The following is a 21,863-nucleotide window of genomic DNA, read 5'->3' on the forward strand; positions in this document are numbered from 1 at the left end:
TATGTCTCAAACAAAAGCACTCGTAACCTTATCTAATTTTATTGGAGGCGAATGGATCGCTTCTACCTCAGGTAAGTCGGACCCCGTGTTCAATCCGGCGACTGAAGAAGTTTTAGCTTATGTTCCGCTATCCTCCAAGGATGATGTGGATCAAGCTGTTCAGAATGCCAAAGAAACGTTTAAAACATGGAGTAAAACGCCGGTTCCGCGCCGTGCTCGCATTCTTTTTAAATATCAGCAGCTGCTGGTTGATCATTGGGAAGAGCTTGCTCAGATCATCACATTGGAAAACGGAAAAAATTATCAGGAAGCTCATGGGGAAGTTATGCGCGGCATTGAATGCGTCGAATTCGCTGCCGGGGCACCGAATCTCATGATGGGTAGACAGCTACCAGACATTGCTACAAATGTGGAGTCGGGTATGTTCCGTTATCCAATCGGGGTTGTGGGAGGCATTACACCGTTTAACTTTCCGATGATGGTTCCTTGCTGGATGTTCCCGCTTGCAATCGCGTGCGGCAATACGTTTGTTCTGAAGCCCTCCGAGCGGACGCCGTTGTTGGCCAATCGACTTGTGGAGCTGTTTAAGGAAGCTGGGCTGCCGGACGGCGTGCTCAATTTAGTGCACGGGTCACACGACGTCGTAAATGGATTGCTAGAGCACCCTGACGTCATTGCGATTTCATTTGTAGGATCCCAGCCAGTTGCAGAATATGTGTATAAAACGGCAACTGCACAGGGGAAACGGGTACAGGCGCTCGCTGGTGCCAAAAACCATACGATCGTGATGCCGGATGCTGACATGGACGGTGCTGTGACTCAGATTATTAATGCGGCGTTTGGCTCAGCTGGTGAACGCTGTATGGCTTGCGCTGTCGTTGTTTCCGTTGGTAAAGCGTCCGAGACGTTGATCGACAAACTGGTAGCTGCAGCTGACAAGCTGATCATTGGTAATGGAGTGGATAAGGATGTCTTCCTCGGCCCGGTTATCCGTGGTCCGCACAAGGAACGCACGCTTGGCTATATTGCGACGGGCATAGAAGAAGGAGCCGTTCTGCTCCGCGATGGACGCACAGATGCGGCGTCAAGCGGCGCCGGTTATTTCGTCGGACCGACGATTTTCGATCAAGTGACGAGTGAGATGAAGATTTGGAAGGATGAAATATTTGCTCCCGTGCTGTCAGTTGTCCGGGTGGATACCTTGGAAGAGGCCATTGAGCTTGCCAATCGTTCAGAACTAGCGAACGGAGCATGTATTTTCACGCAAGACGGCAGCCATGTTCGTCAATTCCGGGAAACCATCGACGCTGGTATGCTGGGCGTAAATTTGGGCGTACCTGCCCCAATGGCATTTTTCCCTTTCTCCGGTTGGAAGAAATCGTTTTATGGGGACTTGCATGCTAACGGACCAGATGGTGTCGAGTTCTTCACGAGAAAGAAAATGGTCACTTCGCGCTGGTAAGCAGCAGGGATATAGGAGGATCGAATGATTCTGATCCTCCTGATAAAATGCTAGGACAATGGATTGCAATACTCGAAGGGAGGCATTTGAGAATGAGTGAACTGATTGTAAAACCAAGCCAAACGCCAGATCAAGAAGGTAATATCCTTCGAGTTACGCCTGAATCTGCGGGGTGGGATTATGTTGGTTTTGAAGTGTTTACGCTTGGAGAAGGGGAATCGATGAGTCGTCTGACAGGGGAACGCGAGGCTTGCATCGTCCTTCTCAATGGAAAGGCTGATGTGTCCACAGCGAGGTCGGATTGGAAAAATATTGGTCGTCGCATGAGTGTGTTCGAGAAAATTCCTCCTTATTCCGTATACATTCCTTCCGAGGACTCTTTTACCGTTACCGCGCTAACTGATCTGCAAATTGCCGTATGTTGGGCACCGGGTGAGGGAACGCACCCTGCTCGATTGATCGAGCCGGAGCATGTAGGGGTTGAAAACCGCGGAGAGGGCAGTACGCAGCGGCTCGTTCATAATATTTTGCCGGAAACCGTGGAAGCGGACAGCTTGCTTGTCGTGGAAGTGTTTACGCCCGCGGGTCATTGGTCAAGCTTCCCTCCACACAAGCACGACCGTGATTTTCTGCCCGAGGAATCGCTGCTAGAAGAAACCTATTATTATCAAGTTCAACCAGAGCAAGGATTTGCGATACAACGTGTCTATACCGACGATCGTTCATTGGACGAAACGCTGACTGTGGGCAACGGAGAAGTTGTGCTTGTACCTAAGGGCTACCATCCTGTATCTGCTCCTCCAGGCTATGAAGTGTATTACCTGAATGTGATGGCGGGACCAGTTCGCATCTGGAAGTTCTATAATGATCCGGATCACGCATGGCTGATGCCTAAGCCACGATAAGGAAAGCGATAGCTATAATGCTACCTCTGAAAGAGAGCTATGCCGTTTTTAATGATGGCTAGCTCTCTTTTTGGTACGCCCAGCACGGAAAAAGAAGAACACAAGTACCCCTCATTTCGCCAATAGTGGCACATTGTCTGAATACTGGAGCCGAGTAGTACGCCACATTACACCAAAGTGGCTCGTCCGAGTAATAAAGCCCGAGTAGTGCCTCGCAGCTAGCCAATAGCGGCACACCGTCTGAGTACTGGAAGGAATCCAAGTAGTCCCCCACATTTCGCCAATAGCAGCTCATCTACTCCGAATAGGGGGAAGGCTAACCAATTAGCGCTTTTGTGTCCATTGCCTAATTTGCTATGCCCGCGTAGTTTCATTTTTTGCAATTAACAGAGTCCGTAATAGGATGAGCTTCGATTTAGTGTCAGAAAATGAACCTAATTGTTTGTGTTAGCTCGATCCATGTCCTCTTCCGGTGCATTAGTTTCACATTCTGAATCTAAAACAACCATAATTCCTTAATGACTCTCGTTAGTTTCACAATCTGAAACTAATCTAACATCTCCTCGAAGCCGACGGTTGAAATGCACTTTCATGGCACGTACTATTAACAAATACGTGATTACTCTTGATTACTCTTGGCTACTTCTAATTACACGCTTTACCTTGTTACTGAGCAATCATTTTCGTATTTAGATACCTTATATGGGTTAATCAACAGGCATGGAAAGATAGGAACGTAGTTAGCTTAACGATCACATCAGGAGGATTTGAGCGTAGCGGGAGAAGTGAACGTTTGTATGGGATCAAAAATTAGTACTAACTCACAATTTACATGGAACTTTGCGCAAACTACAGCTATGATAGATAAGACTACTCACAAGAGTGGAGTAGTAGTTATTCATTCTAGGTGGTGTTTAAATTGGATAATATCGGACAAGCCGGAAGCAGCACTAATCGAAAGAAGTTTCATTTCGATAATGTCTATTTTAATGATCCTCAATTATATGAATCTATTCTACTATTCCAAATCGGGGATTTATCCTGTGACGCAGGCTATGTCATTGGTGAGCATGTACAGCACTGTTATGAAATAAGCTATATTGTTTCGGGGAAGGGAATATACTATCGTGATGGAATTGCCTATCCTGTTAAGGCTGGCGATATTTTTCTGAATTTGCCGGGTGAGCAGCATGATGGCAAGGCTGATCCGATTGAGCCTTTCCGTTTTTTCTATGTAGGATTTAACTTCGCTGAAGGTGCAGACGTACAAAATTCTCTTATTCATATCAAGAAAATGTTTGATCATATTCAAAATCCAGTTACAGCAGATCATATTGGTATTCACGAGCATTTTGTAAGTGTATTCAATGAGCTTATCAATCTAAATAGCTACTCAACCCTAATGATCAAAAACTATCTAAATCAGATTATTGTATTAGCCTACCGTAATTTTTTTGAAAGCTGGAAACCCGATTACTCACCTCAAAAAAAGACAGACGAAAACAAAAAAATGGTATACGAAATTATCCATTACATAGATTATAATCTGCTTAAAATGACGGAGCTCACACAAATTGCTACAGAATTACATTATAGCTACTCCTATATTTCTCATATCTTTTCAAAAGAATTAGGACTTACAATTAAAGAGTATTATAATCGTAAACGGTTCGAGAAGGCTGTTGATTGGCTTAAAACAACAGATATGAACATCACTCAAATAGCGGAGAAGCTTCACTACCAGACTATACATACCTTTAGTAAAGCCTTTAGTAAAAACTTCGGCATTTCTCCAACAGAATATCAGAGCTTATACGCAAATCGTAAATAATGAACAATGGAATAACGAAAAGGGTTAAATAAAGGCTTCATACATTCTGATAAGATAAACTCGTTAGCACTTATGGGAGGGGTTATATTATGCGGAAAATGAAAGTAGCTGTAATTGGTTGCGGTGCGATAGCATCATCTCAACATATTAAGGCATATGCCAAAAATGATCTTTCAGAAATAAAGTACTTAGTAGATATTAGACAAGAACGTGCTGTTAAGTTAGCTGAAGAGTATAATGTGCCACACACGGAAGCAGACTTTAGAGCCATATTGGAAGATGAGGAAGTGGAAGCGGTCTCGATCTGCACTCCCAATACTTCACATGCTGAGATCGCGATTGCATGCCTAAACGCAGGCAAGCATGTACTCTGCGAGAAACCCGCGGCTATTAGTATGGAGTGGGTTCATAAAATGAAGGAAGCTGCTGATAAGAATGACAGAATTCTGAGCATAGGTGTAGTTAATCGTTTTAATACCGCTGTTAACAAAATTAAAGAGATGATTGAAGCAGGAGAATTGGGTAAAGTCTACCATATCTATTGTTCCTTTCGTTCGCATCGTTCCATTCCGGGACTTGGAGGTCCGTTTACTACAAAAGCGGGTTCCGGTGGCGGTGTACTCATTGATTGGGGCGTTCATTTCATCGATTTGATTTTGTATAGTTTAAATCAGCCGAAAGTATTAACGGTATCGGGCACCGTTCATGGCGAGTTAGGTAAAGAGATGGAAAATTACACGTATTTGAGCATGTGGGCAGGTCCTCCTGATTATAACGGTACTTTTGATGTGGATGATTTTGTAACAGGCCATATCCGTACATCAGGTCCCTCTATTAGTTTAAATGGAGCATGGGCTCAAAACATTGGAGAATCTGCGATGTTTGTAGAGTTTTTGGGGGATAAAGCAGGTGTGAAATTGCAATATGGCGGAGATTTTAAGATTTACTCTGCGAAGAATGGGATGCTGCTAGAGACACAGGCCTCCTGTGCCAAAAACGATATGTTCTATGATGAAATCGATGATTTCTTGAAGTCCGCTATGAGCAATACGAAGAACAGATCAAGTATCGATCATGTCCTACAGACTTCTGAAGTAATGGAAGCTTTGTATGAGTCATCTGAGCTTGGAAAAGAAATAGTGCTATGAAAAAAATTGGATTTATCGATTACTACTTAGATGAGTGGCATGCAAATAATTATCCGAAATGGATCAGTGAAAACTCGGCACTCACTGGACGCGATTTCGTTGTTGCTTATGCCTGGGCAGAGCAGGATAAGGAAGGCGGTTTGGACACTGCAAGCTGGTGTAATAAGCATGAGGTAGAAATGCTTCATTCGATGGAAGAGCTGGTTGAAAAATCGGACTATATTATTGTTCTTTCTCCTGATCATCCCGAGCACCATGAGAGATTATCCGAAATGGCACTCAAGTCCGGGAAGCCTGTCTATATTGACAAAACGTTCTCTCCAGATCTTCAATCAGGACAAAGAATGTTTCAACTGGCAGAGGAGAACGACACGCCTTTATTCACTAGCTCAGCGCTTCGTTTTACGAAAGAGCTGTCTGAATATGTGGGCAGCAGTGAGTTCCACAATTCGTTGGAGTATATAGCTGTTACAGGACCAGGACAATTTCAAAACTATGCGATTCATCAATTAGAAATGATTGTTGCGCTATTGGGCACTGGCGCACAGAAAATAAAAAGCTTATCTTCGCTCAATGGACGTTTATTGGTTCTGGATTACGCGGATGGACGTCGTGCTTCGATGCAGCAGATACAAGATGCACCTTTTCAGGTTTCATTGCAGTTGAATAACGGTGAAGGTGTAATTATTAGCCAATGTACTGATTTCTTTCCGAGATTCATTCATGCGATGTTGGAATTTTTTGAAACGGGTATTCCGCTTGTGCATAAAGAAGAGACTTTAGAGATTATGGGTATTCTAGATGCTGGGTATAAGGCGCTTGCGAATGATGATACTTGGATAACGATTGAGAGATAATTGAAAAAGACAGTTCGATTGATTAATCGAACTGTCTTTTTTTGTCGTTTATGAATGTTAGAAGTAAGATACCGAGGTACTATTGTGACCGGGCACTACCCCCACTTTTCCACTCTGAAGGGTATACGCCAAATTTACGTTTAAATTCGCTGCTGAAATGATGGATGCTGCCAAATCCACATTCTTCGGCCACTTCTTTAATAGTCATTTCAGATGTAGCTAAATAGTTTTTGGCAGCCTTCATTCGCAACTGTAAAAGGTATTGTATGGGTGTAAAACCTGTCTCCTGTTTAAATTTCTTAATAAGGTAGGTGGATTGATAATTAGAGATTTCGGTCAGTGTTTGCAGGGAGATTGGATGCTTATAGCTTGTTTCCATATGAAGCGTGAGGGTCTTGATGACATCCTTGCTTAAATTGTAGTAGCGTGATGAGTCTGTTTCCTTCTTGTAGGAGCTTAATTGTCTCTGTATGAATAACAGAATTTTCTCGACGTCGAGCATCAACAACTCCTCCCCATACGGCTCAGACAAGAAAGATAAGTTGAGGTTTGGAGAAATACCATCGATACAATATTGCATCTCATTGGGAATTAGTTGAATATCACTACTGCACTGCAACCGGTTCCAAAGCAAAATATCTTGCAAGATCGGGAAGTGCGATTCAACATCCGTCTCTAGCAGCTCGATATACCAAAAATGAGCCTGTTGGGATAATATCGTTAAATCATGAGGGGTATTGGGTGTAATAAGAAATAAAGAGTTATGCTGAATATCGTATTCATCACCAAGCCAGCGCATCTGGTAACTTCCAGAAGATAGATAAAGCAGCTCAGCAGCAGGATGAATACCGCCGGTCTTAAATTGTGATTGGGACTTGTGAGATATGTTTCCATAGTTCCGCAACCTCATGTGAAAGCCCCTTTCAGCACAGTGTAATTTTTTACAACTAATTAGATTAAATAACGATTGCATCAATAAGATTTTAATAGTGTGTCAATCAATCAGAGTAATATTTTGTAAATACATTATAGAGCTTGATTCTTATAATTGAAATAGAAATTCGTTTACTACAGAGAGGAAAGGCTGTGCCAAATCATGAAAGTACTGCAGATTATGAATAAGCATGAAGTTGAGATTCAAGAGCTGGAGATACCGATACCTGGAGATCATCAAGTGCTTGTCGAAATTGCAATCGTTTCCACATGTCCGCGCTGGGACATCAATATGTGGGAAGGGAAAGATATGTTCAACTATTTGATTGCACCGGATTACCCGCTGCCGATTGGATTTCCTGGTCATGAAATGGCTGGCACGATTAAGGAAGTTGGACGGGGAGTTAAACATCTTAAGGTTGGAGACCGGGTAGCGGCGTTGGAGCATATCGAAGGGGCAGGCGCTTACTCCCAGTACTTATGCTATCGAGAGGAGGATCTGATCAAGCTGCCTGACACGATTTCCTGGAAGAAGGCTGCTTCCTTCGAGCTGCTTAAATGTGTAATGATCGGTATGCTCCAATTCGGTGATTTGCAAGGTAAAACAATGGTTATTGCCGGCCTTGGTCCTGCGGGTATACTAGCTTTGCAAATGGCGAGAATTTGGGGTGCTTCGCGCGTAGTAGGCATCGACGTAAGTCCCGAGCGTGTAAAATTTGCTAACTCACTAGATCTTGGAGAAGTGATGCTGGTCGATGAACTGCAGGAGGAAACCTTTGATCTTGGTTATGATTGCGTAGGAGCTGCATCCTCCGTACAAAATGTGATGAAACACACCAATGATCATGTTGTCATATTTGGTGTTCTTAGAGGGGATCTGCAATATTCTGATCAATTGTGGCTCAAAGGGTTAAAGCTGGAATCCTACAAATACCGCACCCCTAGCAAAAGAGACCGCGAGCTGCTCATCGATCTGGTTGCGAACAAATGTATGAATATCGAATGCTTGCAAACACATCACGGTTCTTTTACAGCTTATAACCAAGCGGTGGAATGGTTGAAAAATCAAGAGGCGATTAAAGTTTATTTCTATCCAGGCGAGGACTTTGGAGAAACGGCAGTTTCTGGTGAATCCCAATGAAGGGCCGTGCAGTTGTCTTCACCGAGAAGCTAAAGGTTACGTATGAGACAGTGAATCTTCCGGCACCTGAGCCGGATGACGTACTTATTGACGTAGAATATTCCTGGATTAGTATCGGTACCGAATCTTCCTTTCTACGTTGCGAAAGAATCAGTGGAGAAGTTCCGTATCGCGAAGGAGATTCGTTGCCGTTCCCACAAGTATGCGGTTATCAGAAGGTGGGGACGATTATTTGGGCAGGAGAGAATGTCCAGGGATTGGCAATTGGAGATCGTGTGTTTGCAACGATGAGTAAGGTTGAGGGAATGGTCTTTCCAAGCGGAGGGCATGTCAACCCCGCTCTCACTCATGTAAGTCAGGTGTGGAAATTGCCGGCAGGGGCGGATCCAATCGCGTATTCCGGGCTCGTCCTCACTCAGGTCGGGTATAACTGCGGCATCCGCCCTCCAGTTGAACGAGGAGATTATGCGGTTGTCATCGGTGACGGTCTCGTCGGACAATGGGCCGCGCAAACGCTGCATCATCGAGGGGCAACAACTATTGTTCTAGGCAGGCATGAAGATCGGCTGTCCTTATTAGCGGATGGGATCGAAGGGGTGAACACGAGAACAAGCTCACTGAAGGATGCCCTGCATGCAGCAGATGGGGAAATTGCTATAATTGTCGATACTGTAGGTTCTCTTGAGAGCGTTAAGGAGCTCATAGGCTTAGCGAAGCAAGACAGTCATATAGTTTCTGCTGGATTTCTGGGTGAGGAAGGCCATATTGACATTCAGATGCTCCGACATAAGGAAGTAACGCTGCATAGCCCTTCCGGCTGGAATCAGCAGCGTATGGATGCCACATTGAGTGGAGTGTCGGAAGGCTGGCTGCAGACAAGCCCGCTGATTACGCACACTTTTCCTGCTCGGGATGCAGCTGATGCTTGGAGTTTGATCTTGGATCGTAACGCTTTAAAACTTGGTGTCGTATTGGACTGGAGGAAGTGATTGAATGTATACTTTTGATCGATTGAAGCAACGCCTACGTGAAAAAGCGGATAATGTTCGAGCCCGTGCCATTACTTATGTCGCTTTCGGCGATAGCGTTACTCAAGGTTGTATGGAGGACGGAGTGGTTGAGTACGAGAATGTGTATCACCAGGTTATTAAACGCGGTATGGAGCGGCGTTATCCCTCGACGGTGGTCAATGTGATTAATTCAGGCGTCAGTGGAGATACGATCGTAGATTCCCGTCCGCGCTGGGAAAGGGATGTACTGATGTACAAGCCTGATCTTGTGACGATCTGCTTCGGTCATAATGATGCCCACGGCCAACAAGAGGGGCTTACTGCATTCGTCCAGTCGATTAGTGAAATTGTCGCGCGGATCCGTGAAGAGACAGAGGCCGAAATTCTGATTATGACTCCTTGTATGATGATGAAGCGGGCTAACTCACGAATCACTGAGGTTCACAAACCACTCATTCCTTCATTCATTAAGCTCGCTGAAGACGGCATTCTAGAGCTATATGTAGAGGCCATCCATAAGCTTGCTGAGGAGTTGGAGGTTCCTCTTTTCGACAGCTATGCACTGTGGGAACAAATGGAACGGGATCTTATCGACATTCATTCCCGTCTTTCCAACGGAATTAATCACCCAGCACCGGAATTTCATATAGCGTGGGGCGAAGCGTTGGAGAAGCGGCTGTTCTTTTAAATGGAATTCCCGAAGACTTAAGGGCACATAGCTCTATTAAGTCTTTTTTTATGAACAGAATAAGATTAATATAAAAAAATAGCTATCCAGGTAGTCGACATTACTGTTGACATCAAATGGATGTTGCGTGATAATGCAAATATACTATAAATTGGAGCGCTCCCACATTAGGAGATAAAAGATGAAGCATACATTAGAATCCATTGCAGGTTTAGCAGGTGTATCAAGGGGAACAGTATCCCGGGTAATCAATGACCAACCAGGAGTGAAACCAAAGGTTCGGGAGAAAGTACTTGAGATTATTGAACAGACCGGTTATGTTCCACACCCGCAGGCAAGAAGTTTAGCAGGAGGCAAGACCGGTAATATTGGAGTGATTGTGTTTGGTCCGAAAGCTGATTTTTTAACACATCATATCTTTTATGAGGTGATTCAAGGCATTCAAGAAGATTCTGCGGCTAACGCATATGATCTCCTATTATTCGCTAATCGCAGCCACTCGGATCAGGAATATTGGAAGAGAATCGGCACAAGGCGGAAGGTAGATGGACTTATTATTATGGGGGAGCATATTCGTGAGGAATATTTGCTCTATTACCGACAGCAGAACATTCCTTATGTGCTAATAGGGAAAAGAGTGTTTGACCCGTTGCCGCTGGCATGTGTAACCTCGGATTATCGCAGCGGGGTTTATCAAGCAACTAATTATCTTCTGAAGCAGGGAAGACGCCAGATTGTTTACATCCAAGGTTTCTTAGATACCTATCATGAAAATGAGAGATATGCCGGGTACTGTCAGGCACTGCTTGAAGCAGGAATCGAGATTAATCCAGCACTCGTCATTATCGGCGAAGCGGATCAGGAAGAAGCGCGACTTCAGACGAAGCTGCTGTTGGAGAAGAATATTCCATTTGATGCCGTATTTGCGGCAAATGATTTGATGGCTTTTGGCGCTATGGAATCGCTCTTGGAGAGAGACTATCGAATTCCAGAGGATATTTCGGTTATCGGTTATGATGATATCCAAGCAGCACGCTATTTTTCCCCTCCACTAACATCGGTGCGACAAAATAAGAAAAAACTGGGGCAGGAAGCGATCGGACTATTGCTGGCTATTTTTCGCGGTGATATCGGTGAGGATGAGTCCAAGGACATTATTATTGACAGTGAATTAATTATACGCGGAACAACGTAATCATACGGAACACTTGTAACGCGGGCAGGCAATAAAACATCTTGTCTGTTCTTTTTCACCTAAAATGGGAGCGCTCCATAAAATGAAAGGGATGAAGCCTACAAATGTACAAATTGCATAAGGAATATGATGTAGCTGTTCTCGGCGGAGGACCGGCCGGAATTACTGCAGCCATTAGTGCCGCAAGAATCGGTGCCAAGACGATCATTGTAGAGCGATACGGATTTCTTGGCGGTATGTCTACCGCAGCGATGGTTTATCCATGGATGACCTTCCATTCTGCATCTGGTGAGCAAGTTATTAAAGGCATTGCCCAGGAAATTATTGATCGATTAATGTCGCTTGGTGCGTCTCCCGGACATTTGAGAGATACCGTTGGATTTACTCATACATTGACCCCTTATCATCCCGAGGTGTACAAAGTTTTGGCCTGCGATATGTTGCTGGAAGCGGGAGTAGAGATCCTTCTGCATACATCGGCTATCGATGTTACGACTGAGGGAGAGCGAATAAACAGTATTACTTTGTATAACAAAAGTGGAATTTCGACACTTAAAGCGAAAGTATTTGTCGATGCATCAGGAGATGGCGATATTGCCTACATGGCGGGGGCTCCTTGGGAGCAAGGAAATGCCGAGCAAAAAGTACAGCCAATGACAATGAAGTTTCGCATGAAGGGCGTCGATCTGAGCAAGGTTAAGCGATATATGCAGCAGAATCCTTCTGAATTTTACAAAAATTCATTGATCGCTGATTTGGATGTATTGCCCCTTACGGGAGTAATGGGTTTTTATAAAAAGTGGGAGGAAGCTGATCTTCCTATTCAGCGCGACGGTATTTTATTTTTTAGTGGACCAAGTGAGGATGAGGTGCTCATTAATGTATCTCGAGTGTCTGGACTTGATCCAACAAATAGCGAGGATTTGACCAAGGCCGAGATTGAAGGGCGCAAGCAAGTGCTGCTATTGGAAGCTTTTTTCCAAAAAACGATTCCAGGATTTGAGAAAGCAAGTGTTACAGCGGTAGGCGCACAAATTGGTGTGAGAGAGACTAGACGGATCATTGGGAAATATGTGCTGAACGGTACCGATGTGCTGGATGGAAAAAGATTCGATGACGTTATTGCGCGAAGTGGCTATCCGATTGATATTCATAATCCGGAAGGGAAAGGCGTCACCGCTAATTTCATTCGAGAGGGCGGTGCTTATGATATTCCTTATCGCAGCATTGTTCCGCTGAACAGTCCCAACTTATTGTTAGCAGGCAGATGCATTTCAACGACACATGAGGCTCAAGCTACAACACGTTTGACCCCTAGCTGCATGGCGATAGGTCAAGCGGCAGGGACCGCGGCGGCTTTGGCCGTGTTGCATAACTGTGATACAGCAGATGTTCCTATACGTGAATTGCAGATGAGGCTGTTAGAAGGAAAGGCTGAGCTTGGGCTAAAGGGGGGAGCTTGTAATCATGAATAAGCTTATGACTTCAAGGACTCATCCTGTGCTGTCTTTCGCAGCTAAAGAATGGAGCCGACTGCTGCATGCTTCTGGCACGAGGATGACCAATAAACACCTTAAAGAAGTTTGGATCGGAACATGGGAAGAGCTAAAGGTATGGCAGCCGGATTTACTTGAAAAGATTAATGGCGGTGAATGGAAAGACACTGGCTATTCGGACGAATTCGTCATTATTGAGACGGATCAACTGCTTTTTCTATCTGGTAAATCTGAGCGAGCGGCCTTATACGCTGTTTATCAATATGCTCAAGAGACATGGGGGATGCAAAAGGTATATCCAGAATTATCTTCTGAGTGTGCAGGTGAAGCTTTCCAGAATTCATGGTCTGAGGAAACCCCAAAACCTGCGGTTAGAGATCAAGTTCGGTGGTACGCTCCGAGAATGGAGAGGAGGGGCTTTGTATTTGAAACGATCAATGAACCGCAGTATTTATTAAAAATGATAGACTGGCTTGCTCATAATAAAATCAATGAAATGTTCTTTACCTTTTCTTTATGGGATCAAGTCGGTGACGAAATCGCACCCGAAATTATTAAACGAGGGATTATGGTCACGCTCGGCGGCCACAGTATGAAGTTTTTTCTGGAAAAAGAAGAAGACAAAGCCCCTAACCCAGCAGCGGATCACCCTTATACGGCAAAAGATCAATTGAACTTCCATGATGGCGATTGGCAAACAGAAATGCTGCAGGATATTGCAGAATACTGCGGTAAAGTACCAAATCTAACTCGAATATCAATGTGGCCGGAGGATGTGGCAGATCGACAAACGGAAGGATTTCTTAAGCATTACATGCAGTTTACAGAGCAATTGAAAGAATGCATTCGTAAAACTGGGCTTAAGGTGGAGGTGGAGCATATCGCCTATAATGCAGGCCTAGCCTGGAATATGCTCGAACGGAGTGATGCAAAGCCTTCATTACATATAGATACGATATTCGCTTTCTGGGGACGGAATTATAGATATGGTTATGAGGACAGTCCACATGTTGGCGATCGCAGAGCAAGAGAGGCGTTAGAGGATTGGGTACAGGAGCTTGATCGAACAGATCGTAAGCTGACTATCTTTGAATATTATAGCGATCATTACATGCTTTCTAACCTATTTCCTTTTCTGCCGCATCGCATCATGAAAGACGTAGCCTATTACGAGAATCTGAACCTGGACGGTATGGTGAATCTTGTCGTTCCCTATCGGGGTCCAGATCCCTACCCTTGGAAGTGGGTACATGGATTTAATAGTTATATTTTTTGCAGTGCACTTTGGAGTGACAATCTCGAAAAAATCCTTAGCGATTATTACTCCTTCTATCCTGAGAATGAGAGAGCGTCAGTCAAAGCATTATTTGAAGTGATCGAAGCTAAGCTGCCAGAAATGACATCATGGAATATTCCTTTATTTCCAGCAAGAGCTGTTGATCCAGAAAAGGCTATCGCAAATAAAGAGCAAAAGGAGAGGATGCTTGCAACTTTGTCGGATATAAAAAGCAGTATTGAGATCGTCTTGCAGCAAGCTGAGCTTAATCCGGATTGTGAACCTTATCGATATGGACAGCATATTGTCGATTACTCAGAGAATCTATATCAACGTTGGCTTGAAAAATGATTAGAGATGTAGGAATGCGGATGGCGTTTCATAAAGGAGGTGAGAGCGATTCATCCGCTACTATCGTTCAGTCAGATTATCAAAGTAATAAATTGTTGTAAGCGGTTTCTATACTGTGTTCGCTCCGAAAAATACTTACAAAATTTAATTTGAGGTGATTAATATGAAGAGAAATTCATCTAAACGTTTGCTTTCAATTCTACTTAGTCTAGCGCTAGTGTTCGGAATGATTCCCATATATGCGAATCCAGCCGCAGCGGCGGATGATGTAAATGCCGGGCTCGTGAACCAAGGGTTTGAGTTGGACATGGTGGATGGCAAAATTCCAGGGTGGAGTAAAGACGCAACAACGGTAGGACTGATAGAACTTAGTACTGCTCAAGCTAAAAGTGGTTCGAAGAGCCTTCGTCTTCATGATATGGATAGTAATGCTACATCTCCAGGTTTACGAGTATTAAGTGATAAGATTAAAGTCAAACCAGGGGAGAAATACACGGTAAATGCATCAGTGTATGTCATACAGCAAACAGCAAGTATCGTGCATGAAGTTCAATACTTCAATGAAAATGATGTTGAAATCCCACCGAGACAACAAGTATTTAATGCTAAAGCCGCTTTAACATTGAACGCTTGGAATGAGATAGTAAATGTCTCAATTGCTCCAGCTACAGCATCATATGCGAGAATTGGTTTTTATTCGGGTAAAACTAGCTTGACGGATGCTTATTTCGATGATGTAACATTCATCCCAGAAACACCTGAAACACCTGAAGAAATACCAACAGCACTAACCAATCCTAGCTTTGACTTAGATTTAGAAAATGGTAACATTCCCGGTTGGGAATTAGGCACAGGAACAACAGGAGAATTCAACTTAAGCGCTGACATCTATCGCAGTGCACCGAAGAGTCTGTATTTCAAGGATTCTTCAGTTACTACGGGATTGAGAGTAGTAAGCAATAAAGTTGCGGTTACTCCCGGTGAATCGCTAATCGTTAAAGCTAATGTCTACGTTATTGAACAATCTCATAATATTGTTGGACAAATCTATTACTATAATGCCCAAAATGAACAGGTTCTAGCTATTCAAGACTTGTTTGGTGCAGTTACATTGGGCAATAAAAAATGGACTGAAATGCGTTTGTTTGGCATTGTCCCAGCGGGAGCAGCCTATGCTAGAATTGCTTTTTATTCAGGTGATCCCAGTATAACTGAGGCCTATTTTGATGATATCTCCATTGAAGTCATGCCGCTGGAAGAACCTTTAGACCGCCAATATGGAGCACCTGTTGACCTTGGGCCAATGGTAAATGTAAGCCTTGGACAATCTGGAGCTATTCAAACGAATGCCAATGGAGAAAATGAAGTATACTTCGTAACTAATGGCTTGCCTGGAACATTCTATGTTGTCGATGGTGAAACAGGAAAATTGAAGTTTTCAGAAGTCATCCCAAGCACAGAAGCAACATGGGCGATGACCGTAGGATCTGACAAAAACGTGTATTTCGCCAGCACTATGAATGGAATGCTGTATCGTTATCTGCCAGTAGAAAAGAAAGTAGAAGCACTGGGTTATAATTCTGCCGACAACTGGGTATGGGATATTGAAGAAATCGACGGTAAAATTTACGGAGGCACGTACAATACGGAATCACACGGTAAATTGTTCGAGTACGATATTGCAACAAAACAATTCCGTAATTATGGTACGGTCCAATCTGGACAGCAATATGTTCGTGGAATTGCTGTAGATGATGAATACATTTACGCAGGACTTGGAACAACTGTTCAATTGTTCAAGGTGCATCGTGAAACCGGTGTTAAAACAGAAATTAATATTCCTGGGCATACGGGCGAGACAAACACGATTGCAGATGTATTCAAGATCAAGAACAAGCTCTTTGTTTCTGTAAGTACCATTAATATGGTTGTTATAGATATGGATACAAATACGATCGATAGTAGTTTCCAATATAGCAACATGATTTCGGAGCCGTATCCTGATGATCCAAATCTTATTTATTACAAAGATGTAACGAAACTATATAAGTATAATATCAGCACAAAGAAATCGACTGAGATTCCACTTCCTTCACCGCTTCCTGATACAACACGTGTCAAAGACATGGCATGGATCAAGATGAATAGTGGAGAGAAAGCTGGAAAAACTGTATTGGCTATGGTGACTCAATATGGCGAATACATTCTCTATGATCCTATCGATCATTGGGTTTCATTCGTTGAGCTGGAAATCGACCCGCAGCCAGTTCGAATTCAAGGGATTGAAGTAGGCTTTGATGGCAGATTGTACATGGGTGGCTATCAACGTGGAATGAGTGTGTATAATCCATTCACGAACAATATTGATGTGAATGTTTCTTCTTTTGCTCAGCCGGAAGGCATTGGATTTATGAATGAAAAGGTTTACTATGGTACCTATGTTTCTGCAATTATGTATAGCTACGATCCAACTCAACCAATCGTACTGAAACAAAATCCTGAGTTAGAATATCAAATTACTCATCAGGATCGCCCATTTGCGATTACTTCTGGCAATAACAAACTATTCGTCGGTACGGTACCTGATTACGGTTTCCTAGGCGGAGCTTTAGCTATCTACGATGAAGCTGCAGATAAATGGTCACAGTATGATCAAGTTGTGAAAAATCAAAGTATAATTGGATTAGCTTACAAAGATGGATTGCTATATGGCAGCACTACTGTATGGGGTGGCTTAGGCATTGAACCTTCTGAACCTGAAGCCAAAATGTTTATTTGGGATGTAGCAAAAGGACAAAAGATCGAAGAGTTTACAATCGATATTCCAGGTATCGATGAAGCTCCTCGTATGATCAGTGAGCTTTCCTTTGGACCAGATGGATTACTCTGGGGTGCGGTAGACGGTACTATTTTTGCAATGAATGTCGATACCAAAGAAATTGTGAAAAGTAAGATGATTCGACCAAGTACGTACAATACTAGCAAGTGGATGCCTTTTCACTTAAGATGGGCACCAGACGGTTTGTTATATACGACATTATCTCGTAAAATCATTGCTATTGACCCAGATACACTGAAGTACAAGATTATTGTTAACGATTTTCTCAATAGTATGACTATCGGTATTGATGGAAGCATCTACTATGCACCGGATGCAGGTGCGAAATTATCACGAATCGCGATACCGCAAACCGATGCTACTTTATCAGCTTTAACTTTAAATGGAGAGTTGATTGATGGCTTCTCGCCAGGCGTATTGAAATATAGTCAAAAGTTATCGTCCACAGCGGTTGTAGAAGCTGTTGCTACACAAACGGGAGCAACGGTAACGATAGAAGACAGGCGTAATACAGAAAATGTAACAATCATCCATGTAACGGGAACAGACGGAAAGTCAAAGCTGGAGTATAAGCTTAACTGGCTAGAGTCTCCGATTGAACCGACATATCCAGAAGTTCCCGTAGATCCAGTTGATCCGAAAACACAAGTTATAAGTGGGGATAGCCTGCAAGCTAATGAGCAGGGAGTCATTTCTATCAAAATTGAGGAAGGGAAGACATCCGTAATACTTCCTATAAATGCGGCGAAGATCGTAGGTAAGCATTCCATTATTTTGACGAGGGATAAATTTACAGTCGGTCTTACACCGGAAATATTAAACCAACTGCAACAATTAGCGTCTTCAGAAGGATTGCAGGATGTACAGATTAAATTTTCCTTTGATGCAGAAGCAATATTGACACAGCAAGCATTGCTCGACAAAGCAGGAAAGAGCAACCATGCTAGTCTTAAATCTGCGAGTGAAGTGTATGACTTCAAATTATCGATTATAGGTAAGAATGGAAAAGAAGCGATGCCTGATGTTTTCGACGACTCAATGACCCTCATGTTAAAAGTAAAAGAAGCTTTGAAAAATGATCTAGTCGGTGTGTATATGATCGCCGATGATGGCACGCTTACTTATGTGGGTGGAAAAATAGAAAACGGCCAAATCAGAGCAGATGCTCAGTCTTCTGGCAAGTACGTTGTATTAGAATTTGAGAAATTGTTCGATGACATTCCCGCGGGTCACTGGGCAGCTAATGCAATTAAGAAGATGGCTGCAAAGCTTATTGCAAAAGGAGTGAGCGATACAAGCTTTGCACCTGACCGAACTGTTACCAGGGCAGAGTTCACCGCTCTTATTGTCCGCGCATTGGGATTAGAGCTTAAGGACACAAATTACTTTACAGATGTAGTTGCCGGAAGCTGGTATGCTTCAGCAGTAACAGCTGCCTCAGAAGCAGGAATTGTTAATGGAATGAGTGCTACGCTGTTCGAACCAGAACGCACGATTACAAGAGAAGAAATGGCGGTTATGCTGCTTCGGGCATATGAACGTCAACAAGCAGTTAAATATGATTTATCAGAAGCAGCCCAATTTACTGACCATGCTAGCATTAGTTCGTGGGCTAGCGCATCCATTAATACAGCATTCGAGCTAGGCCTAATCAACGGTCGTGGGAATGGTCGATTCGTACCAGAAGGACAGCTGACCCGCGCTGAAGCTATTCAAGCTATTGCCAATATGCTGAACAAATAGCTTAATAGTTGAACAAATAGTGTATGACATTAAACAGCCTGACTCGCTTTTTGCGAGTCAGGCTGTTTTTGTTTCACTTCAGCATTGAGCATACTTGATAGGATGAGTAGGAGTCGACTATAGTAACCTTACATTTATTTACACGTGTAAATTTACTCGTGTAAACAAATACATATGCCAGACGAATCTATGGTACCGTTGAAGAAAATGTCACAAAGCACCAACTCAGAAACTGATAGCAGTATATATGAACAGGAATAAATAATATATATAAATAGTATATTCCTTGTACGGATGGAATGGAGGATCGGGAAGAGGAACTTCGAAGCTTATTGATGGGACAAGTGGTTGGAGTTTTTCTGATGGGCCACCTTCAAGGAAGTTTCTTCGTCAGAGCATCAACCTGTCAAGACAACCCAACTAAAAAGTGATCACAAGTGGAGGTATATAGTCATGAAATCCAGCATCTCGGCTAAAGTAATGATGATATATGGGATCGTTTTTTTGGTTATTATCACTTTGACCTTTTGGTTATCTTATACAGGAACTATTGGTAAGCTGGAGAGTGATTTAGAGGATGCGAATCATGCTTTGTTGAAGCAGGTCGATCAGAAGATCGAGGTGACTTTTCGTCAGACGGAAAAGGATCTGCTAACGCTTATGGATGAGCTCGAATTTTTATATTTTATGTTAGACAGCTATTTGGATGATTCACAGAGATATAGTAATTTCTACGCATTAAATACGAAGTTGAAAAGCTTTATTAATTCTAATCCCCATCTATCCTCCATTTTTGTTTATTCAGCTGTAAGCGGTAATATTTTGACGGACAAAGCCTATTTGAAGGATACTCCACTAGTTGATAATTGGTTGGACGACTATAAGGACATGCCGGAGTATTTCAAATGGCTAACTACCCATCAGGTATGGGACGGAAACGGGAACCAAGATGTAGTTACATTGGTGCGATCCTATCCAGCTCTCAGCAAACCGGGGTACCGCAAAGGTATGATAGCCGTAAATATTAATGAAAAAGTGTTATACGATATGATTAAAGCCGTCTACGAGGATAGTAAAGAAGGCCATATGTTTATAATTGATAGCAATGGAAACGTGGTGACTCACGACGACAAGTCTCAGATCTATCGTAATCTCAAGGAGCTTACTTATATTAAAAGCGCTCTCTCCAAGACAGGCAGCGGGTCCTTCACAGGTAAGCTTAATGGAGTCAAACAATCGATATTTTATCGCGATTCCAATTATACGGGCTGGAAGCTAATTAGTATCCTTCCAGAATCACAAATCTATGAACCGATTAAGGTTACCCGGAATCTGCTGATAGCCTTTGCTATGTGGATGGTTTTACTTGCATTGATCGTACTGTTTTATGTGAATCGGTGGACATTTAAACCGCTTGATCGATTGGTCGGCAAAATGTCTGGGACATATAAGGATGACCAGATACAGGAAAGTTCTACTGCTGGTTTAACCTATCTGGAAAAAGTGTTCGACAAGCTGGTGCTGGATCGATCGGATCTTGAGCAGCATGTTCGTGATTCGAAGCCGGTACTGAAGTGGAGAATCATGATGGATATGCTAGTTGGATATCGAACGGATTATCAGGCTGTGCGCCATCATCTTGAATTTGTCGGTGTCCATTTGTTTCCAGAGAGGTACCTAGTCTGTACGGCTGAAATCAGTAAATTAGGTGCGGATTTTAAGACAAGGGACGAGACGCTTTATACCTATGCGTTCTGTAACGTGGCAGAGGAAATTATTAATTTAGAGAATGCAGGAGTTGCCATTGATTTGGGAGAGGGGCGTGCAGCAGTCATACTCAGTTTTGCGGAAGGGGATACTGAGCAGAATCACTTGCGCTCGCTTGCGATAATGGAGCAGATACTCGACGTTACGAAGAAGCAATTCGACCTCATTGTAACTGTGGGTGTTGGCCGCGGCTGCAGTGAGATGAAGGAAATTCCCCGGTCATATGACGAATCTCAAAAGGCGCTTCATTATAAGATGGTGTTCGGTAATCATTCGGTCATTTCTATTGAAGACCTACAGCCTTTAGACAGTCAGGATTATTATCGGCTGAGCAGAATGTCTGATCGGATTACGGATGCGTTGAAACAGACGGATATCGCTAAAATGAAGGCTTATGTGAAGGAAATATTCTGTGAGGCGATAGACAGCAATCTGCCACCTGACCTTATCCGTCAGCTATCCTTTGATCTCATCATGAAATCGGTGCAGTCGGTCGAATCAATTGGGATCGACTTGAAGGAGCCCTTGAGTAGACTAGACAGCATATACGATTTGATTAACCGCAGTGAGAACTTGAACGTGGTGGAAAAGATCGTAATCTCCTTTTTAGAGGAAATTGCAGCTAAAATCAATGATAAGCGGACTCAGCGTGGCAGTAACAATACCATTGATCGGATGCAAATGTATATCGGAGATCACTTTCATGAAAGCGATCTCTCATTGGATAAGCTTGCACAAAAATTCAATCTAAGCCCGACTTATATTTCCAAGCAGTTTAAAGAATACACAGAAAGCAATTTTATTGATTATTTAATCGGAATAAGGATTAGTGCCTCCCAGAAATTGCTATCGAGTAACAAAGGCATGAAAGTGAACGAGATCGCTGAAGCGGTTGGTTATATGAATGTCCGCAGCTTTCTGCGAACGTTCAAAAAGTATTCAGGGAAAACTCCGTTAGAATATCGGGATTGGGCGGCTAAGTCATTGGACGAGAATGGGAGTGAACTGTAATAATCATGAGACGTGTACCGGTGTTTCCTTCAATGTGGAGGAAGCTCCTGTACACTCTTTTTTTTTTTCGTGAGAGTAAAACCCCGCGTAATTACAAGGGATTTCGGGTGTCGCCATAAGAAAATGAACCTCGAACAAAAATGGTGAACTGGTGAATGATAAGAATTGCCATGGTGTACATAACGTGTCTATATCCACCTACCTCTTCCT

The 21,863-nt window shown here is 43.1% G+C and carries 14 protein-coding genes; 13 read left to right on the forward strand and 1 reads right to left on the reverse strand.

Translation table 11 applies throughout. The features are described from left to right. Window position 1: 1 nt before the first annotated feature. The 5 genes from AC0YN7_RS15010 to AC0YN7_RS15030 all read left to right on the forward strand — a co-directional run bounded on the left by AC0YN7_RS15010 (window position 2) and on the right by AC0YN7_RS15030 (window position 6,203). Complete coding sequence (locus AC0YN7_RS15010) at window positions 2-1,462, forward strand: CoA-acylating methylmalonate-semialdehyde dehydrogenase (RefSeq protein ID WP_475810817.1); 1,461 nt, start codon at window positions 2-4, stop codon at window positions 1,460-1,462. A gap of 92 nt (window positions 1,463-1,554) precedes the next feature. Then, complete coding sequence (gene iolB / locus AC0YN7_RS15015; RefSeq protein WP_475810818.1) at window positions 1,555-2,367, forward strand: 5-deoxy-glucuronate isomerase; 813 nt, start codon at window positions 1,555-1,557, stop codon at window positions 2,365-2,367. Between the two features lie 919 nt (window positions 2,368-3,286). Continuing rightward, a complete protein-coding gene (locus tag AC0YN7_RS15020) occupies window positions 3,287-4,198 on the forward strand; it encodes an AraC family transcriptional regulator (RefSeq protein ID WP_475810819.1) in 912 nt (303 codons plus the stop codon). Between the two features lie 89 nt (window positions 4,199-4,287). Next, window positions 4,288-5,346: a Gfo/Idh/MocA family protein gene (locus AC0YN7_RS15025; protein WP_475810820.1), complete on the forward strand. Its 1,059-nt coding sequence runs from the start codon at window positions 4,288-4,290 to the stop codon at window positions 5,344-5,346. Beyond that, window positions 5,343-6,203: a Gfo/Idh/MocA family oxidoreductase gene (locus tag AC0YN7_RS15030; protein ID WP_475810821.1), complete on the forward strand. Its 861-nt coding sequence runs from the start codon at window positions 5,343-5,345 to the stop codon at window positions 6,201-6,203. Before AC0YN7_RS15025 ends, AC0YN7_RS15030 begins: the two co-directional genes overlap by 4 nt. Window positions 6,204-6,282: 79 nt before the next feature. Here AC0YN7_RS15030 and AC0YN7_RS15035 read toward each other — a convergent pair whose 3' ends face one another. Next, window positions 6,283-7,113 carry a helix-turn-helix transcriptional regulator gene (locus tag AC0YN7_RS15035; RefSeq protein ID WP_475810822.1) on the reverse strand — a complete coding sequence of 277 codons (831 nt, stop codon included), beginning with the start codon at window positions 7,111-7,113 and terminating at the stop codon, window positions 6,283-6,285. 186 nt (window positions 7,114-7,299) lie between these two features. On the opposite strand from AC0YN7_RS15035, the gene AC0YN7_RS15040 reads away from it, so the two are divergent. The 8 genes from AC0YN7_RS15040 (at window position 7,300) to AC0YN7_RS15075 (ending at window position 21,653) form a co-directional block, all read left to right on the forward strand. Further along, window positions 7,300-8,277 carry a zinc-dependent alcohol dehydrogenase gene (locus AC0YN7_RS15040; protein ID WP_475810823.1) on the forward strand — a complete coding sequence of 326 codons (978 nt, stop codon included), beginning with the start codon at window positions 7,300-7,302 and terminating at the stop codon, window positions 8,275-8,277. Next, on the forward strand, window positions 8,274-9,266 hold the full coding sequence (locus AC0YN7_RS15045) for a zinc-binding dehydrogenase (RefSeq protein WP_475810824.1): 993 nt from the start codon (window positions 8,274-8,276) through the stop codon (window positions 9,264-9,266). The genes AC0YN7_RS15040 and AC0YN7_RS15045 overlap by 4 nt, the downstream gene beginning before the upstream one ends. Before the next feature lie 4 nt (window positions 9,267-9,270). Then, complete coding sequence (locus AC0YN7_RS15050; RefSeq protein ID WP_475810825.1) at window positions 9,271-9,975, forward strand: SGNH/GDSL hydrolase family protein; 705 nt, start codon at window positions 9,271-9,273, stop codon at window positions 9,973-9,975. Window positions 9,976-10,156: 181 nt separating this feature from the next. Beyond that, window positions 10,157-11,170, forward strand: a complete 1,014-nt coding sequence (locus AC0YN7_RS15055; protein WP_475810826.1) for a LacI family DNA-binding transcriptional regulator — start codon at window positions 10,157-10,159, stop codon at window positions 11,168-11,170. A 104-nt stretch (window positions 11,171-11,274) separates the two neighbouring features. Continuing rightward, a complete protein-coding gene (locus AC0YN7_RS15060) occupies window positions 11,275-12,645 on the forward strand; it encodes an FAD-dependent oxidoreductase (protein WP_475810827.1) in 1,371 nt (456 codons plus the stop codon). After that, window positions 12,638-14,293, forward strand: a complete 1,656-nt coding sequence (locus tag AC0YN7_RS15065; protein ID WP_475810828.1) for a hypothetical protein — start codon at window positions 12,638-12,640, stop codon at window positions 14,291-14,293. The genes AC0YN7_RS15060 and AC0YN7_RS15065 overlap by 8 nt, the downstream gene beginning before the upstream one ends. Before the next feature lie 163 nt (window positions 14,294-14,456). Next, on the forward strand, window positions 14,457-18,875 hold the full coding sequence (locus tag AC0YN7_RS15070; protein WP_475810829.1) for an S-layer homology domain-containing protein: 4,419 nt from the start codon (window positions 14,457-14,459) through the stop codon (window positions 18,873-18,875). Between the two features lie 453 nt (window positions 18,876-19,328). Beyond that, the gene (locus AC0YN7_RS15075; protein WP_475810830.1) at window positions 19,329-21,653 is read left to right on the forward strand and encodes a cache domain-containing protein; all 2,325 of its coding nucleotides are present in this window, start codon (window positions 19,329-19,331) and stop codon (window positions 21,651-21,653) included. Window positions 21,654-21,863 lie beyond the last annotated feature (210 nt).

The organism is Paenibacillus sp. J31R122 (genome assembly GCF_056269185.1).

Excerpts from the sequence above, each read along its gene's own strand:
- AC0YN7_RS15010 (WP_475810817.1), top strand. The coding sequence starts at position 2 with ATGTCTCAAACAAAAGCACTCGTAACCTTATCTAATTTTATTGGAGGC.
- iolB (WP_475810818.1), top strand. The coding sequence starts at position 1,555 with ATGAGTGAACTGATTGTAAAACCAAGCCAAACGCCAGATCAAGAAGGT.
- AC0YN7_RS15025 (WP_475810820.1), top strand. The coding sequence starts at position 4,288 with ATGCGGAAAATGAAAGTAGCTGTAATTGGTTGCGGTGCGATAGCATCA.
- AC0YN7_RS15030 (WP_475810821.1), top strand. The coding sequence starts at position 5,343 with ATGAAAAAAATTGGATTTATCGATTACTACTTAGATGAGTGGCATGCA.
- AC0YN7_RS15035 (WP_475810822.1), bottom strand. The coding sequence starts at position 7,113 with ATGAGGTTGCGGAACTATGGAAACATATCTCACAAGTCCCAATCACAA.
- AC0YN7_RS15040 (WP_475810823.1), top strand. The coding sequence starts at position 7,300 with ATGAAAGTACTGCAGATTATGAATAAGCATGAAGTTGAGATTCAAGAG.
- AC0YN7_RS15045 (WP_475810824.1), top strand. The coding sequence starts at position 8,274 with ATGAAGGGCCGTGCAGTTGTCTTCACCGAGAAGCTAAAGGTTACGTAT.
- AC0YN7_RS15050 (WP_475810825.1), top strand. The coding sequence starts at position 9,271 with ATGTATACTTTTGATCGATTGAAGCAACGCCTACGTGAAAAAGCGGAT.
- AC0YN7_RS15055 (WP_475810826.1), top strand. The coding sequence starts at position 10,157 with ATGAAGCATACATTAGAATCCATTGCAGGTTTAGCAGGTGTATCAAGG.
- AC0YN7_RS15060 (WP_475810827.1), top strand. The coding sequence starts at position 11,275 with ATGTACAAATTGCATAAGGAATATGATGTAGCTGTTCTCGGCGGAGGA.
- AC0YN7_RS15065 (WP_475810828.1), top strand. The coding sequence starts at position 12,638 with ATGAATAAGCTTATGACTTCAAGGACTCATCCTGTGCTGTCTTTCGCA.
- AC0YN7_RS15070 (WP_475810829.1), top strand. The coding sequence starts at position 14,457 with ATGAAGAGAAATTCATCTAAACGTTTGCTTTCAATTCTACTTAGTCTA.
- AC0YN7_RS15075 (WP_475810830.1), top strand. The coding sequence starts at position 19,329 with ATGAAATCCAGCATCTCGGCTAAAGTAATGATGATATATGGGATCGTT.